The sequence below is a fragment of the Coprococcus sp. AF102-57 genome, assembly GCF_027686195.1.
Taxonomy (GTDB): Bacteria; Bacillota; Clostridia; order Lachnospirales; family Lachnospiraceae; genus Allocoprococcus; species Allocoprococcus comes.
The window spans coordinates 95803-112654 of record NZ_JAQCSY010000007.1; the positions used below are offsets into that span (position 1 = coordinate 95803).

The following is a 16852-nucleotide window of genomic DNA, read 5'->3' on the forward strand; positions in this document are numbered from 1 at the left end:
GATGGAAGAGATGTGTGCAGACACATCTTTTCATCGTTGAGGATAAAATATATAGAATGAGAATGGGATTGTTTTATGGTATACTAAAAGTGAAATGCTAACTTTGATATGAGGTATAAAACAATATGACAGAAATACAAATTAAAAATTTAATTAAAGAATATGAAAAAGAATATATTGAGTTTATGGAAATTGAGAAATTACCACAGTATAAGATAGATTTTTTTGAAATTAATGTTGAGGAAAGCGATGCAGCAGGATTCGCTTCAGCCGCCCAAGCTTACTATAATACGAAAACAGATGAACATATATTAAGGATATGCAAAAGTTCGGAAATACCAAGGTATATTGTGTTTCATGAATTTACGCATATTTTAGATACGGAAATGTATGCAAAGCAAGATTCTTGGAAATATATGGCTTTGTCTGGTTATACAGAATATCATGCAGCACAAGTTGAATTGATGATAATGTTAGGAGCAGATAGTATACAAACTCAAGATTTTTCATTTACAGTTGATGTTGAAATAGGTAATAGTACAGTTAGGAATTACCTAAACTCAAGACATCAATTAGTAGTGAATATGATGAATAGAACAGATTTTCCAAGAGATATTGAAGCATTAAAAACAACGGTAGGTGTGCTATATAATTATTTTGGAGTGCGTTCTATATGTAAAATGTATGCGAAAGATTATACTGAAGAAGTGGATAACACAATTATTATTCAGAAACTTTCAAAAGTATTATTTGAAGAGATAAATAGCTTTATGGTTGGATGGTTTAATGAAGCACAAGTAGAGCTGAGCTTTGTGTCATATATGAAAATAATGTGGCCTATGCTTCAAAGCTATTTTGGAAAAGAATGAAAGATAGTAACAGTAAACACAGTTTTGTATACAGTTAAACCCAGTAAAATCAACGCATGAGGGGAACTGGCTACATTTTAATTCCCAATCTGGTGGTATGTGGCTCCGACAATCATCAATACATTTTTAGAAGCTTACGATTTCAGTGGTAAAAAGATTGTGCTTTTTGCAACATCCGGAGGAAGTGGATTTGGGAACACTGTGAAAGAATTGCAGTCATCTGCATCAGACGCAGTTATTACAGAAGGCAGACTGTTAAATTGTGGAACGAAACAGGAAATCGCTGAATGGGTAAACTCTTTATAAATAACAGCGTTATGGAGGTATACAGAATATGGGAAAAATAGTACAGACAGCAGGGAGAAATACACTTGGTGAATTCGCACCGGAATTTGCACATTTTAACGATGATGTACTTTTCGGCGAAAACTGGAATAACCAGGACATCGACGTAAAAACAAGAAGCATTATTACAGTGGTTGCTCTGATGGCTTCCGGAATTACGGATTCTTCTTTAAAATATCATCTTCAAAATGCAAAAAATCATGGTGTGACACAAAAAGAGATTGCTGCAGTGATCACGCATGCCGCATTCTATGCAGGTTGGCCAAAAGCATGGGCTGTTTTCAATCTTGCAAAGGAAGTGTGGGAAACAGGCGAAGGAGATTTGTCATACGAAGAGGAAGCGATGCGGGCGCATGCAAAAAAGATGGTATTTCCAATTGGTACACCAAACGATGGCTTTGCACAGTATTTTTCGGGCAGAAGTTTTCTTGCACCGATTTCTACTTCTCAGGTTGGAATTTTCAATGTGACATTCGAACCAGGATGCAGTAAACTGGATTATGTAGCATAAGAGTGTATAGCGTGTCTGTAGTCTGATTTTTGCCATAAATAAGTACAGGATACACAGAGAATAGAAAAGAATGTGTATTCAGTTAAATAAGAAATAGATAGCTGGTATGAGAGAACAAGGAGTCTTTCATACCAGTTTTTTTGTGGAAAAAGGGATAGGTTGCACAGGATCTGCCAGGAGATTTCAGTAGGTTTGGTGAATAGCTTTCTCCCAGAAGTGTGGTATAGTCTTGTGCTTGGAACAGGAAAACTACACAGAAGGGAGACACCGATATGACAGCACAGCCAGATATCATCTGGAATGAGCAATGCTTGGGGATACGGATAGGAGAACAGGTTTGCACCTATCTGAAAAAGCATGATGCGGAATACCAGAGACTGCAAAATAAAATACTGGAACTTACAGAGAGGTATCCAGTAATAGAAACATTTATGGAGTCGAATCAGGCAATCAGTCTAACGACAGAAGAGCATAAGGCAGTGCATCAATATTTCCGACTGGAAAGCGAAAAGGAAATGATAGAAGAACAGTACCATTTTTATATGGGACAGGCTCAAATGATCTCCTATGGAGCAATGCTTGGAAAAATTAAAAAAGCAATATTGGGAAATGATGACGGTGACACAAAGAAACTGCTGGAGTTGCTGCTGGATACCTGGATTGATGAGGTTGAAGATCAGCTGAAAGAAAATACAGTGTACCAGGGAATGCTTGAAAAAATATCGAAATATGAAGAACAGGTTCAGACAATGGGATTATCAAAAGAAAAGCGAAAAACAATAGACAAATACGTTACTGAAGTTAGTGAGAGATGGATATTATATGCGGAATCTTTATATCAGGCTGGCATGCAGAAAATTCTGGAACTATTAAATTTGTAAAAAAGGGACGGATAAAATGGGGAAGCACGAAAGGAACTTCCCCATTTGTCACTTCTATTCATCTTTGCCATCAATGAGAAATATGTATGAAACCTGAAAGATTTCAGCAATGGCTTTTAATTCAAGATCAGTGACATAACGCTTGTTTGTTTCGATTCTGGTGATTACATTTTTATCCATATCGTAACCAGCTAACTGGAGTTTATAGGCAAGATCACGCTGAGACATATTGTGGGTCTTGCGAAGTTCAATCAATCGCTGGCTAATCAGATTCTTCTCACCAGACTGTGTCCTTGGCTTTGGCATCTTAAATCTCTTCCTCTCTGGTAAAAGGATGGCTTGTCTCACTTTTTGCACCATCTGTATTGATTTTAACGATTGGACAAGGTAGAATCGGTTGTAAAAGTGAGACAAGAACAGAAGAGGGAGAAATATATGGAGCAGGTAAAAATAGAACAGTTTGCATTTTTATATTTATGCAGCGAGCATGATAAAAGGCTATTATTTAAGAAAGAAAAAATGCAGTTAGCTGATTTCGACAGGTTGACTTATCTGATTTATCATCTTGGTTTTAAGGAATATCACATAAAAGTTTGGATGGAATTTGCAGGAGACTTTAAAAAAGAATGGGATTGTTTGGAAGCACTTCAGGAAACAGGTGGATGTGCTGTGAGCATAGAAAATACAGAATCAGAGTCCAGATTGCATGAAATGTGGATTAGGGATTTTTGCAAAAATACACCAATGGAAATCAGAGAATGGCTTCGAGAATTAGCTTAAGAAATGTAAATAAAAATATACCCTAACTCATTTTTGTGGTATCATTATTAGTAGAGTTTGTGAAATTTGATTTTGCGGAAACCTGGAGTGATAAGAGATAAGTATAAAAGGAGCATATTGATATGAAGAATAGACGAAAGTTTTCTATTTTTATAAGTTCTACCTATGAAGATCTTAAAAAGGAAAGACAGGCATTGGTAGGTGTGGCACTAGAGAATAATTTTATTCCGGTAGGAATGGAGCAATTTCATGCTGCACCTACAAGTCAATGGAATGTTATAACAAAAATGATTGATGAGTGTGATTTTTATCTTCTTGTTATTGGTGCTAGGTATGGGTCAATTGATGAAGAAACTGGTATAAGTTACACAGAGAAAGAATACAATTATGCAAAAACTAAAGGATTACCAGTACTTGTATTGATTAAACAACCTTCGGCTATTTCTGAAAGTGAAAAGGATACCGGAAATGATAAGTATGATAAAATGAAGAAACTGGATGAGTTTAGAGAAAAAGTCAAAAATGATAAAAATACAGTTGATTTTTTCACAGATTTAAACAGTTTAAAGTATGTGGCATCACCGACATTTAGGAACGCCGTTAACTATGTTGATGATAACGCTGGATGGGTTCGATATCGAGATATAGTGGATATAATTAATGAAGAGGCAGAAGGACGAAATAAAGCAAATACTGAACTTGGAGAACATCAGCAGAAGATGCTAGATGACATGAAAGAGATGTTTTCTCAATTCTATAGTAGACTCACTGACCTAGAAAATAACCAGTTAACCTTGAAAGAAATTCCTACAGCAACAAGTGAAGATATCAAAAAATTGTTCCAGGTTGAAGATAATACGTTAATTATTGGAAATCCAGAAGAAAATAAATCAGTTGTAGGGCTAGATGATGTTGGGAACATTCCAGTGGACTCTGCCTTTTTATTAGTATATGCGGCTGATGGTGATGGGCAAATACTAAAGATACGGACACTTGGTTCACCTACTCAGATTTTTACATCAGGTAAGCAGTTTATGGCTGATAATTCAAAAAGAGAATCTGCGAGATGGGAAGAGGCTTTAGACAGACTTATAGAATGGGGCTGGGTTAAAGCTGTAGGGTATAAAGGTGAAATATTTGAATTGACCGGAACAGGTTATAGCAAAGCTGATTGGTTAAAGAACAATATGGCAATAGATACTTCAAAAGAACCGCTTGACGAGTTAAAAGAGTTTGAAGATTAATAAGAATTAAACTAATACAGTTATGCGTATTTATTTGCAAATATACATGGCTGTATTTTTTATTACGGGCAGGGCTCTTCGGGGTTCTGCCCTTTTTCTTTTTCCAGACCAAAAGACCACCTGCTGGAAAAGAACAAGAAAAACCTGAAAGGATGTGGTGACTTATTATTATAGGAATCGATCATGGATATTATGCCATCAAAACTCCCCATGTGTGTTTCCCGACTGGACTGACCGGGTACGATTATGAGCCGTATACCATGCAAAATGTCCTGCAGTACAATGGGAAATTTTATGTGTGTGGAACTGGGCGGCAGACGCTGGTGAGAAGCAAGACTTCCAATGACAATTATTATCTTTTGACAATGGCAGCCATTGCACAGGAGATCCGCTACCGCCGGGGAGAGAGGAAAACAGATGTGGTTCTGGCAGCCGGCCTCCCACTGGCAAGTTTTGGCAGGGAGAAAAAAGGTTTCCGGGAATATCTGTTTCGGAAAGAGCAGCCTCTGCGTTTCCGGTACGAGGATGAGAGCTATGAGATCCGGATTCAGGATGTAAAACTGTTCCCACAGGGATACTCAGCCCTGGCTCTCCACCCGGAATGTGTTCGGGACGAGCCTTCTGTTCTTCTCGCAGATATCGGTGGCTGGACCGTAGACCTGATGCGGCTGGACAACAGTGTTCCAAATGCCGCTACCTGCCGCAGCCTGGAACTTGGTGTGATCCGGTGTGTGGATGAGATCACCGAGCAGGTACGCAGAAATACCGGACTGTCTGTAACGGATATTCAGATCGAACGTGTTCTGAACGGCCAGAGCTGCAGCATGGACCCGGCCGCAAAAGAAATCATTGTCCGGCAGGGAAGGCTCTACACGGAGAAAATACTGTCTGCAATTATGGAAGCCGGGTTCGATCTGAAGGCAATTCCGTCCGTGATCATGGGCGGCGGAGCCAGCATTCTGAAACGGCACGTGACACCGCAGGACGGGCTGTGTCGGCAGATTTACCTGACAGACGTACACGCCAATGCTTCCGGCTATGAGCGGATTGTGGGGCAGATGTGCGCGAAGTAAAGAGACCCGTTTTCTCGTTCCGCCTGAACCTTGATAACCCAGATCACAAAAAGGCATGGGAGATCCTGCAAAGTGTTCCAGATGGACAGAAGAGCAGCTATCTGGTTCAGGTGATCTTAAAAGATCAGGAAAACAACCAGCTGGAGAAAAGCATCCGGCAGGCAATCCGGGAAGAACTGGCAGGTGTTTCCATTTCTGGCTCCGGGGAGAGTGTTTCAAAAAAGGAAGAAATCCCGTCCCAGATGCTGGATTTTCTCTCCGGGCTTGAGGATGCATTCTGAAAAAGTCAAGTCTTTCCTGGTGATAAAATAGCCAAATTTCAAGCAGTCAAATTAGTATAAATCACGGATTTTTGAAAGGGGTGATGCCTATTGAATGTTATTGGATCTGCATCCTTTGGGAGCTTTTGAGAGCCTCATATTCGTTGGGTATTGTGAATAGCTTTCTGTCATGTTTTAGGGTATGTTGTATGTAGAAAAAAGAAAGGAGAACGAACACAATGGAGATGAAAAACATATGCGGAAAAATTCCGGTAGAGCTGCATGAAAAGCTAAAACTGGAAGTCGAAGAGTTAGGAATCAGCATACCAAAATACCTTGAAATGGTAATCGAAGAACACATGACAAGAAAAGGAGAAAAGACGAACATGGCAGATTTAAGAACAGTAGCAGTACAGGTAACCGAGGATTTATTTTCCAGACTGAAAGCAGTCCTCGCCAGGAATGGCATGAAACAGAAAGACTTCTTAATCGGGCTTATCGAAGATGCAATCGAAAAAGAAGAAGCCAAATGGAAAGCAGAGTCAGAGGAAGCCGAAGAAACAGAAATGGAAGATCCTGAGACTGCGAAATCAGAACCGGATGAAGAGTCAGCAGAACCTGAAGCAGAAGAGCCTGAGACAGAAGCACTGGAAGCTGAAACAGACGGAGAAATGACAGAACCGGACGAAGCTGAAGCAGATGAAGAGCCGACAGAGCCAGAAAACGAAGAGCCAGCGGAAGCAGAGCCAACAGAACTGGAAACCGAAGAAGCAGAAGAATCTGAGCCAGAGGAAGCGGAATCAGAAGAATAGACATCACAAAACAGAAACCAAGAGACGGAAACGGTGCAGAGAAATCTGCACTGTTTTTTTCACAGCGAAGGGAGGCTGATAGCCGGAACAATTCGATTTTTTGACCTGTTCAGTGGAATCGGAGGATTCCGAGAAGGGCTGCACAGGGCAGGGGGCTTCACCTGTGTCGGACACTGTGAAGCAGATGCATATGCAGACCACAACTACCGGGTGCTGTTTGATACGGAAGGAGAGTGGTTCTGCAATGACGCAAGAAATATTGAAACAGAACGAATGCCGGACTTTGATCTTTTATGTGCGGGATTTCCTTGCCAGGCATTCTCAATCGCTGGACGAAGGGAAGGATTTGCCGATGCAAGAGGAACCCTTTTCTTTGAAGTTGCCAGACTGGTTGCAGACAAACGACCTGCGTATTTTCTCCTTGAAAACGTACCCGGTCTGCTTTCGCATGACAAAGGGCGGACGTTTCACACCATCCTCAGTACGCTATCTGAACTGGGGTATCATGTCGAATGGAAAGTGCTTAACAGCAAGGATTTCGGAGTCCCCCAGTCAAGGAAGCGGGTGTATATTGTCGGATATCTTGATGGAAGATGTGCCGGAAAAATATTACCTTTCCCAAAAGCAAATGGAACAGCTCTTATACAAGTCCATGCTGGCAAACAGGGAGAAAGAGTCTACGCAGAAGAAGGACTGAGCTGCACGCTGACCAGCGGGGCTGGTGGTATGGGCGGCAAGACCGGATTATACGAAGTCGGTATCCCAATCAAGGAAAACACCCGAAAAGGATACAAGATGGCCTACGAGGGGGACAGCATCGATCTCGGATATCCGGGAATCAACAGCCGCAGGGGAAGAGTCGGGCATGAGATCGCCCATACCCTGACGACCGGAAACCAGCAGGGAACACTGCATTTTGTAGATATCTCCCCTCCGCCGCTGGTGACAGACGTTGCAAGATGTCTGAATACCAGACAGGATTCCAGCATCCATAACCACAGGGGCGAAAGTTCCGGGGTGCTGGTGGAAGAACCGCCAAGGGCAGTGCTGACACCGGCCAGGGAAAAAGTCCGCCAGAATGGAAGAAGGATGAAAGAACCGGAAGAGCCAATGTTCACCATTACGGCAACTGACCGTCATGGAGTGATTTACCACGGCAGAATCCGCAGGCTGACGCCAAGGGAGTGTCTGCGGCTGCAGGGATACCGGGATGGTCAGATTTCCAAGATGGAAAAAGAAACATCGGATAACCAGCTTTACAAGCAGGCCGGTAATGGTGTCACTGTCAATGTCATTGAAGCAATAGGCAGAAATTTGAAAGCAGTAGATGAAGAGATCCAAAGCGGCTCACCTGTTCCAGAAGCGAAGGGTGGGTGAAGCAGATCGACCTAAAAGACCAGTATTTTGGTACAGAGATTGAGATGACAGGTATCAGCCGCTATGATGCGGCTGTTGCGATTGGAAGAATGTTCGGAACAGAGCCATATCATATCCGTTCTTACGATTCCTGGTGTGTAAAAGATTCAGATGGAAAAACGTGGAAATTTTCAAGGGACAGCAGTATCGACTGTGAAAGGCTGGCAAATGGTACTGTAATAGATGCCGATGGAGATTATTCGACAGAAATGGTATCCCCGAAATTGGAATATTCGGAAATGGGGAAACTCCAGGAAGTGGTGCGGTGTGTCAAAAACGCAGGTGCTTTTGTCAATTCATCCTGTGGCATGCATGTCCATGTGGACGCATCCAATCATACACCAAGGAGTCTGAAAAATGCACTGACGATCATGTACTGCAAAGAGGATATTCTGTTCAAAGCCTTAAATGTACAGACGAGAAGGGAAGATGAGTATTGTCAGAAAGTCCGTCCTATGGTAGTGGAGAAGATCCGCCGGATGCCAAACAGCACCATCACGATGGAAAAATTCAAAAGGGCATGGTATGAGGGAAATGACGGAAGCTCCGAGCATTACAACTGGACAAGGTATTATGCCTTAAACCTACATGCTGTTTTTTCCAAGGGAACACTGGAATGGCGTTGTTTTGAAAGCACCCTCCATGCAGGAAAAGTCCGGTCAAACATTACGCTGGCACTTGCCATATCCGCACAGGCGGTCAACCAGTCCTGTACCCATGCCAAAAAGACGGAGATCGGGGATAACCCGGCATTTACATTCCGTACCTTTTTGCTCCGTCTCGGACTAATCGGGGACGAATACAAAAATGTGCGGAAGCATCTGCTTGCTAACCTCGACGGCGATAAAGCATGGCGGTATGACAAAAGCACATATGCCTGTCTGCAGAAGCCAGGACGGACAGAGGACGCAAGATAACAGAATAATGAGAACAGACAGGCCGGGTGGGAACATCCGGCTGTTCTTATGAGAAATGAAGAAAAATAAGAAAGAGGTAGAAAACATGAAGAGCAAATATCGATTCAGGCGGATCCTTTCAGGGGTGATGGCGGCAGTCACCATCTTATCCACGGTCATTTCACCGTTGACCGTTTATGCTTCGGAAGAGCCGAAAACGGCAGAACCGCCAGCTTATGAATCCGTAAAGGATCTGCTGGATGAAGAGGAAGTGGTAAAAGCCAACGATCTGGAGCTGGAAGTCGGACAGGAGTTTGATGTTTCCAGTGACCGCACGAATCTGGAAATTAAGGACGAAAGCAAAGTCAAAGTGATATTCCAGAAAGCAGAGAATGACGCCGGGGAGAACTTCAGCACCAGCCATGCAGACACTTACCATGCCGTTTATTATGTGGAGCCAGTCAACCAGAACCACCCGGTTTATCAGATTGGGAGAAATCTGATCGTAAAAGAGCCTGTGACAGCAGCTCAGAGTGAACCGCAGACAGAACAGGCAGTTACCGAAGAGGATACAGGTTCTGATGATGAGGAAGCTGCCTCGCAGGAAGAAACTGAGACAGTGCCTGTAGAGACAGAAATTGTTGAGCCGGAGACAGCTGAATCTGAAACAGAAGAACCGGAAGAAACAGAACCCGAATTTCAGGGTGGACTTTCTGAATCTGAGTTTGATGCCGCATTAGAGGAAGCCGAAACAGAAAATACAACCGATAAAGAATCCGGGCTGACACTCAGCGATGTTCTGGAGCAGGCAGGGGAACAGGATATTGACCTTATGGCAATGGAAGATGGGGAAACCGTTTCTTTCACCGCAGTCAATACCAGTACAAGAGCAACACAGGATGTAGATGTGACAAGAGGGACTGCATACTATTATGCAGACTACGGTCTGGGTTCTTATGTAACCTATAAATATACCGTAAAATTTGGAAACGTGTCTGCAACTGCCTACTGTGTGCAGCCGTCAAAAGCAGGACCTGGGGATGGTGTTTATAAGATCACCAAACTGGGTGACAGCAAAGCACTGGCAAAAGTATGCTACTACGGCACAAAAGCATCCGGCGAAAATGGATTTTTCTCAGAGAAACATCCTGATTTTTCCGCTGGAAAACAGTTTATCATTGTCCATCTGGCTGCGTCTTATGCCAATAACAGTAGTGACGCTTTTTCCGGTACGAATGCAACCGGACAGGCTCTGGCAATGGAACTCTACAATTATTGCATGAGCCAGCCGGAGATACCGGAAGTGGACATGAGTTTCTCCAATGCAGATGTTACCGCATATATCAGCGGCAACAGCCAGAGAACAGAAGAGATCACCTTTAAGGCATCCGAACTGCAGACCATCACCATGAAACTGCCTTCCGGTGTCAAACTGCATAATGTGACAACGGGAAAAACAAGCAGTGCAGGTGCATCCGTGGAGATCTGCGGCGGTACCAAATTCTACTTATCTGCACCGCTGACACAGGCAGTGGATGTCAAAGGGGAATGGTCTGTTACCATGAAGGGAAGCATCATCAAAGACTATTCCGCTTACAAGATCACAACCGGAAGCGAGACACAGGACCTTGCCCTGGTATTTGGCGAGGGCGTGACCGATGAGAAGTATGTAGATTTTAAAGTGTCATGGGTAAAACAGGCAACTCTGGAGATCGTAAAGAAGGACCGCAAGAGCAACAAAGCCATCGCAGGTGCAGTTTATGGCGTTTACAGTGACAAGGATGGAAAGAACTTGATCACAAAGATGCCGGCCACAGATGCCAACGGAGCTTCCAGCGTTACGATCACCAAAACACAGGATACCGTATACCTGAAAGAGATCTCCGTACCAAACGGATATCTGCTGGATACCAAAGCCTACGATGTGAAACTGGTCATCGGAGATACTGTAAAACAAACCGTTACCGATGCAGAGCAGATGGCAAGCCTGACTGTTTATAAATTAGGAGAAGTCCTGACCGGAGCAAAGGTAACTGATGATGGTGTTTCCTTTGTTTATACCGAGCAGAAACAGAAGAGTGCGGTTTACAATGTTTATGCCGCAGCGGATATTGTATCCGCAGACGGAACCGTCATTTATAAAAAAGACGCACTGGTCAAAGCCGGACTTACTACCGGGGATGACGGAAGTGTCACACTGGATAATCTATATCTGGGAAAATATGTGGTAAAAGAAATGCAGGCACCACAAAATCTGATATGCACAGGCGAAAGCCAGGAAATCACCCTTTCCTATGCCGGAAGCAATGTGGAGAAGGTCATGGGAAGCGTGACATTCAAAAATGACCGCCAAAAAGCAAGCGTAAGCGTATACAAACAGGATAAGGAAACCAGGAAATACCTTCCGGGCGGCACTTATGGCCTGTATGCCGGAAACGACATCAAAGCAGCGGACGGAACCGTTGTGGTCAAAAAAGATACCCTCATTGAGAAGGTAGTGACCGGAACAGACGGAAAAGCCGTATATCAGGCAGACCTGCCGATCGCTAACAGCTACTACATGAAAGAGGTTTCTGCACCGGCCGGATATACCAGAAACAGTGAGGATGTGTACTCTTTTACGTTCCAGTACACCACAGACAAAGAGGCAACCGTTTCTTTCAGCCACACGTTCCAGAACGAGCGTGTCAATGCGAAGATCAAACTGGTAAAAGAGGATTCCGAAACCGGAAAGACCGCACAGGGAGATGCAACCCTTGAGGGTGCGGTTTACGGACTGTATGCCCGTGAGGATATCGTTCATCCGGATGGACAGACAGGTGTCCTTTACCCGGCAGGAACGCAGATTGCAACCCTGACTACGGATACAGAGGGAAATGCAGAAATCGCAGACCTCTATCTCGGAAAGTATTACGTGAAAGAATTGACGCCGCCTGTTGGATATCTGGCAGACCCGGAAGAACATGATCTGGAGTGTAATGACGAGGGAGATCTGGTTCAGACGGTAGAACGTACCGCAACTTCTCTGGAAGATGTGATCAAACAGCCGTTCCAGGTCATTAAAGCAGCCAACAATGGTAAGACCGATGCCGATCTGTTAAAAGGTGTGGGATTCAGTGCATATCTGGAGAGCAGCCTGAAGAAAAATAAGGACGGTTCCTATGACTTTGCATCTGCAACTCCGGTTGTACTGACCGCAGACGGACAGACAGAAATGTTCACGGATGAGCGTGGATATGCATGCTCCATTCCGCTTGCATACGGAACCTACATTGTAAGGGAGACCACCACACCGCACAACTTCAAACCAGTCGATGACTTTAAGGTTGTGATCTCGGAAAACAATCCGGATCAGCCGCAGGTATGGCGTGTGCTTCTGGACGAAGAGTTTGAAGCAAAATTAAAGATCGTCAAAAAAGATGACGAGACAAAGAAATCTGTCCTGGTTCCGAATACTGAGTTTAAAGTATACGATCTGGATAACAAGAAATATGTGGAACAGGTGACCACCTACCCATCTACTATGGTACATAAATCTTATTTTACGGATGAGAATGGATACCTGATCCTGCCACAGAATCTGGCTTGTGGAAATTACCGCATCGAAGAAGTGACTGCACCGGATGGATACACCCACAGTGCCAATACCGTGGAAATCAAGGTAGACAGCGATACTGCATACCAGGAAGATCCGGTCAGCGGTGACCTGATCATCGAGGTGGAATTCGAGAACCACCCGGCAAAAGGCAGACTGACCATCCACAAGGAAGGAGAAGTAGTCAAAGGTTTTGACAAGGATTTCACCTATGAGGAAGCCAGCCTTGCAGGAGCCGTGTTTGAGGTTTATGCCGCAGAAGATATCTATACCGCAGACCATCAGAAAGATGAGAACGGCAACCGTTATCTGGAATATGCCAAAGACACACTGGTGGCAACGGTGACAACCGATGAAACCGGAAGTGCCGTAGTAGAGAACCTTCCGCTCGGCAAATACCGTGTAGAAGAGAAAAAAACGCCGGAGGGCTACACCTGGAATGCCAAAGGCGAAGAAGTAACTTTTACCTATGCCGGACAGGATACCCCAGTCGTAGACGAAGAAGTGACTTTTACCAATGAACGCCAGAAAGTAAGCATCACCGTGGAAAAACAGGATGCAGAAACAGGAAGCACGGTAGCTGGAGCTACATTCGGTCTTTACAATAAGAACGAGATCAAATCCGGTGACAAGATTATTGTGAAAGCAGATACCTTATTACAGGAGATCACAAGCGATGAAAAAGGACAGGCACACTTCACCCTGGACCTGCCGCTTGGAACTTATTATGTGAAAGAAATTTCTGCACCGGATGGTTTTGTATCTTCTGACGAGATACTGGAATTTGATGCCACCTATCAGGGGCAGGACATTCCGACCATCAAGCTGAAATCTGTGAAGAAGAACCAGCCGACCACCATCGAGGTGACAAAATCCGACCTGACCACAGGCGTAGAGCTGAACGGGGCATCCCTTTCTGTTCTGGACAAGGATGGAAATGTGATCGACAGCTGGACTTCCGTAAAGGATGAGCCTCATGTGATCAAATACCTGACCGTTGGAAAAACTTATACCCTCCGTGAATCTCTTGCACCGCTTGGTTATTTAAAGACCACGGATGTGGAATTCACCGTTCAGGATACCGCAAAAGTACAGAAAGTGGAAATGAAAGACGATGTGCCGAAAGCCCTGCTGATCGTAAACAAGAAGGGTGAATTCCTTGATAAGATCACCCTGCTGGACAATGTCAAAGGCGTTGTAGAGCATCTGTTTGAGTACATCACAGGAAGCCTGTCAGACGTTACCTTTGAGATTTACGCTGCAGAGGATATCAAAGCAGCCGATGGTGTAAGCCCGGATTATTATGCTAAGGACGAGCTGGTGGCAACCGTGACTACTGATGCAAACGGTGTTGCAGAAGTATCTGACCTTCCGGTTGGAAAATACTATGTCAAAGAGGTGGGCACAGCATATGGTTATGTGCTGGATGAAGAACCACGATATGTAGATCTTTCCTACCGTGACCAGGATACCCCGGTTGTCGTATACGATGAGGACTGGCAGAACAACCGTCAGAAAGTAAAAGTGAACGTCCTGAAGAAAGAAAAGGATACCGACCGTGTATTAAAAGGCGGCATCTTTGGACTGTACACCAGAAACGACATCCTGTCCGCATCTGGAAAGGTGCTGATGGAAGCAGATACCCTGATCGAGTTAAAAACAACAGATGCAGATGGAAAGATTTCCTTTATTGCAGACCTGCCGATCGACGGAACCTATTATGTGAAGGAGCTGTATGCACCGGATGGATTTGTCACCACCGGAGAAGAGCAGGAATTTGTTTTTGAGTACCAGGGGGATAAAGAAGTAGAAGCATCCTATGAATTTGTATTTGAAGATGAGCCGACAACCGTGGAGCTTTCCAAAACCGATCTGACCACGGGCGAGGAACTGCCGGGAGCCAGATTACAGCTGACGGATGAAAACGGGGCTGTTGTTGAGGAATGGACATCCACCAAGGAGCCGCACATCATCAAAGAACTGGTTGTAGGAAAATCTTACACCCTGACAGAAAACAAGCCGGCCGATGGATATGCCACTGCGGAAAGCATCACATTCACCGTAGAGAATACTGCGGAGATCCAGAAACAGGTAATGGAAGATGACGTGACCAAAGTGAAGATCAGCAAAACGGATATTACCGGAGATAATGAGATCGAAGGAGCCAAACTGACCATCACAGATGAAAATGGCAACATCGTAGAAACCTGGACTTCCGGTAAAGAGCCGCATTATATCGAAAAACTTCCGATTGGTAAATACACCCTGAAAGAAGAGCAGGCTCCAAACGGTTATGTCGTTGCAGAGGAGATCACCTTCGAGGTGGCAGATACCGCAGAGATCCAGAAGGTAGCCATGAAAGATGACACCGCAAAGGGACGTCTGATCATTGAGAAAACAGATAAGGATACCGGAGCAGCACTGAAAGATGCAGAATTTGAACTGAGGGATGCGGATGGCAAAGTGGTAGAAACCCTGACCACTGATGAAAACGGCCATGCAACCAGCGGACTGCTTGCAATCGGAACTTATAAGGACGGCAAATTTGATAAGGCAGCCACCTATTATCTGGTTGAGACCAAAGCACCGGAGGGCTATCAGCTGGATGAGACCAAACATGAGGTGACATTTACCTATGTAGATGACAAAACTCCAGTGATCGAAGTCATCCAGAAAGTGACGAACGAGAAGCTGCCGGAGGATACCCCGTTTGTAAGCAACCCGAAAACAGGCGATGACACCAACCTCTGGATTCCGGCCCTGTGCCTGATTCTTTCCGCAGGCGGTCTGATCGGCATGGGTGTGGCATCCAGAAGAAAGAAGAAAAAAGGGGGCAGATAGGCTGAAACAATTATATTTTGCGTATGGAAGCAACATGGATCTGGACCAGATGGCATATCGGTGCCCAAAGGCGGAGGTGGTAGAAATCGTCCGCCTGGAGGGGTATCGGCTGACCTTTGCAGCCGCAGGAAGCGGCCTTGCCACCATCTTCCCGGAAGAGGGAAGCCATGTGGACGGCGTCCTCTGGTCACTGACCGGGGACTGTGAAAAGAGCCTGGATCTTTATGAAGGCTATCCTGATTTTTACGACAAGCAGGAGATCACTGTCAAGAACAAAGATGGAAGAGAGATCAAAGCCATTGTCTATATCATGACAAAAGATTACATGCAGAACTTTAATCCGCCCGGACGGTCGTACCTGACTGGGATCTTAAAGGGCTGCAGACAGAACCAAATCCCGACAGAGCCGATCCTGAAAGCAGCAAGGAAACCGCCTGTGCCGGGAAAGACGCAGAAGAGTCAGCCAAAGAAGCAGAGAAAAGCCGGACAGGAACGATGAAGAAAAAACCAAAGACAGGAATCTTACAGAGGTTTTTCAAGATCATCTGCCTTGCAGTGACGCTGACAAGTGCCGGGTTTCTGATTTACCACATGGTATATCTTCCAATGGAGAACAAAAAGCTGGTGGCAGAGCTGAAAGGGAATTTCCCGGAGCCGGAAGCTCCGGGAGCCTCAGGCTCTGAAAAGAAAGACCAACCAGCTGGAAGAAAATGCCCGGTGGCTGCGGTAGACCTTGTTTCTCTTCGGGAACAATACCCGGATGTGCAGGGATGGCTGACAATACCGGATACCGGGATTGATTACCCGGTGCTTCAGTCCGAACAGGAGAATGGGGAGTTTTACCTGAAACGGAATTACAAAAAGGAATATGACATCAACGGAAGCCTGTTTTTACAGGCAGACTGTAAAGTGTCTGAAAGTCGGAACCTTATCATTTACGGTCACAACATGAACAGTGGGGCAATGTTCGGAAATCTGGACTTATATGCAGATGAAACGTACTATCAGGAGCATCCCTTTGCTTATCTTCAGACAGAGGATAGCATTCAGGAATACCGAATTGTCACGGTGCTGAAAGCAGACAGGAATTTGTTCCCATTCCAGCAGAAACTCGCAGATGCGGAGGCAGTGCAGGAATATTTAAAAGCAGCTAAGCAGAGGGAAGTGTTCGAAACCGGGGATGATTACCTGAAGTGTATATACGATAAGGTTTTGACGCTCGTCACGTGTTCATATGAATGGAGCGGTGCCAGGAACATCGTCCTGGCGGTGCCGGTTTCCGGGGCAGTGTGGAGTCAGAAGTGTTCGTAAGTACCAGAAAAGTGCAGA

13 protein-coding genes and 2 pseudogenes are annotated in these 16852 nt (G+C 44.7%); 14 read left to right on the plus strand and 1 reads right to left on the minus strand.

The window, feature by feature from the left end; all coding sequences use genetic code 11:
- Window positions 1-125: 125 nt before the first annotated feature.
- The 4 genes and pseudogenes from PGZ10_RS06440 to PGZ10_RS06455 all read left to right on the plus strand — a co-directional run bounded on the left by PGZ10_RS06440 (window position 126) and on the right by PGZ10_RS06455 (window position 2606).
- A complete protein-coding gene (locus tag PGZ10_RS06440; protein ID WP_006426953.1) occupies window positions 126-869 on the plus strand; it encodes a hypothetical protein in 744 nt (247 codons plus the stop codon).
- Window positions 870-950: 81 nt separating this feature from the next.
- Window positions 951-1175: pseudogene (locus PGZ10_RS06445) on the plus strand (flavodoxin); the annotation flags it as partial.
- A 28-nt stretch (window positions 1176-1203) separates the two neighbouring features.
- Window positions 1204-1701 (plus strand): annotated as a pseudogene (locus tag PGZ10_RS06450) (carboxymuconolactone decarboxylase family protein); the annotation flags it as partial.
- Window positions 1702-1997: 296 nt separating this feature from the next.
- Window positions 1998-2606, plus strand: a complete 609-nt coding sequence (locus PGZ10_RS06455) for a DUF6664 family protein (protein WP_055147690.1) — start codon at window positions 1998-2000, stop codon at window positions 2604-2606.
- Window positions 2607-2660: 54 nt separating this feature from the next.
- Here PGZ10_RS06455 and PGZ10_RS06460 read toward each other — a convergent pair whose 3' ends face one another.
- Window positions 2661-2912 (minus strand): helix-turn-helix domain-containing protein, encoded by a 252-nt coding sequence (locus PGZ10_RS06460; RefSeq protein ID WP_015513363.1) that lies wholly within the window; start codon window positions 2910-2912, stop codon window positions 2661-2663.
- A 129-nt stretch (window positions 2913-3041) separates the two neighbouring features.
- Here PGZ10_RS06460 and PGZ10_RS06465 point away from each other — a divergent pair, with 129 nt between their 5' ends.
- The 10 genes from PGZ10_RS06465 (at window position 3042) to PGZ10_RS06510 (ending at window position 16834) form a co-directional block, all read left to right on the plus strand.
- Window positions 3042-3386, plus strand: coding sequence for a hypothetical protein (locus tag PGZ10_RS06465; protein WP_015533346.1), 345 nt, complete (start codon window positions 3042-3044; stop codon window positions 3384-3386).
- Window positions 3387-3508: 122 nt separating this feature from the next.
- Window positions 3509-4630 carry a DUF4062 domain-containing protein gene (locus PGZ10_RS06470; RefSeq protein ID WP_055149049.1) on the plus strand — a complete coding sequence of 374 codons (1122 nt, stop codon included), beginning with the start codon at window positions 3509-3511 and terminating at the stop codon, window positions 4628-4630.
- A gap of 164 nt (window positions 4631-4794) precedes the next feature.
- Window positions 4795-5703 (plus strand): ParM/StbA family protein, encoded by a 909-nt coding sequence (locus PGZ10_RS06475; RefSeq protein WP_161208660.1) that lies wholly within the window; start codon window positions 4795-4797, stop codon window positions 5701-5703.
- Window positions 5691-5984: a hypothetical protein gene (locus PGZ10_RS06480; protein ID WP_006428275.1), complete on the plus strand. Its 294-nt coding sequence runs from the start codon at window positions 5691-5693 to the stop codon at window positions 5982-5984. The genes PGZ10_RS06475 and PGZ10_RS06480 overlap by 13 nt, the downstream gene beginning before the upstream one ends.
- 218 nt (window positions 5985-6202) lie before the next feature.
- Window positions 6203-6775 carry a hypothetical protein gene (locus PGZ10_RS06485; protein ID WP_055155765.1) on the plus strand — a complete coding sequence of 191 codons (573 nt, stop codon included), beginning with the start codon at window positions 6203-6205 and terminating at the stop codon, window positions 6773-6775.
- 75 nt (window positions 6776-6850) lie between these two features.
- Window positions 6851-8152: a DNA (cytosine-5-)-methyltransferase gene (gene dcm / locus PGZ10_RS06490; protein ID WP_179963262.1), complete on the plus strand. Its 1302-nt coding sequence runs from the start codon at window positions 6851-6853 to the stop codon at window positions 8150-8152.
- Between the two features lie 5 nt (window positions 8153-8157).
- Window positions 8158-9108 carry an amidoligase family protein gene (locus PGZ10_RS06495; RefSeq protein WP_081019500.1) on the plus strand — a complete coding sequence of 317 codons (951 nt, stop codon included), beginning with the start codon at window positions 8158-8160 and terminating at the stop codon, window positions 9106-9108.
- Between the two features lie 85 nt (window positions 9109-9193).
- Window positions 9194-15523, plus strand: a complete 6330-nt coding sequence (locus PGZ10_RS06500) for an LPXTG cell wall anchor domain-containing protein (RefSeq protein ID WP_270540966.1) — start codon at window positions 9194-9196, stop codon at window positions 15521-15523.
- Window position 15524: 1 nt separating this feature from the next.
- Window positions 15525-16022, plus strand: coding sequence for a gamma-glutamylcyclotransferase family protein (locus PGZ10_RS06505; protein ID WP_025577045.1), 498 nt, complete (start codon window positions 15525-15527; stop codon window positions 16020-16022).
- A complete protein-coding gene (locus PGZ10_RS06510) occupies window positions 16019-16834 on the plus strand; it encodes a class B sortase (protein ID WP_015533349.1) in 816 nt (271 codons plus the stop codon). Before PGZ10_RS06505 ends, PGZ10_RS06510 begins: the two co-directional genes overlap by 4 nt.
- Window positions 16835-16852 lie beyond the last annotated feature (18 nt).

Coding starts and splice junctions, on each gene's coding strand:
- PGZ10_RS06510 (WP_015533349.1), top strand. CDS start 16,019: ATGAAGAAAAAACCAAAGACAGGAATCTTACAGAGGTTTTTCAAGATC.
- PGZ10_RS06470 (WP_055149049.1), top strand. CDS start 3,509: ATGAAGAATAGACGAAAGTTTTCTATTTTTATAAGTTCTACCTATGAA.
- PGZ10_RS06455 (WP_055147690.1), top strand. CDS start 1,998: ATGACAGCACAGCCAGATATCATCTGGAATGAGCAATGCTTGGGGATA.
- PGZ10_RS06485 (WP_055155765.1), top strand. CDS start 6,203: ATGGAGATGAAAAACATATGCGGAAAAATTCCGGTAGAGCTGCATGAA.
- PGZ10_RS06460 (WP_015513363.1), bottom strand. CDS start 2,912: ATGCCAAAGCCAAGGACACAGTCTGGTGAGAAGAATCTGATTAGCCAG.
- PGZ10_RS06465 (WP_015533346.1), top strand. CDS start 3,042: ATGGAGCAGGTAAAAATAGAACAGTTTGCATTTTTATATTTATGCAGC.
- PGZ10_RS06440 (WP_006426953.1), top strand. CDS start 126: ATGACAGAAATACAAATTAAAAATTTAATTAAAGAATATGAAAAAGAA.
- PGZ10_RS06500 (WP_270540966.1), top strand. CDS start 9,194: ATGAAGAGCAAATATCGATTCAGGCGGATCCTTTCAGGGGTGATGGCG.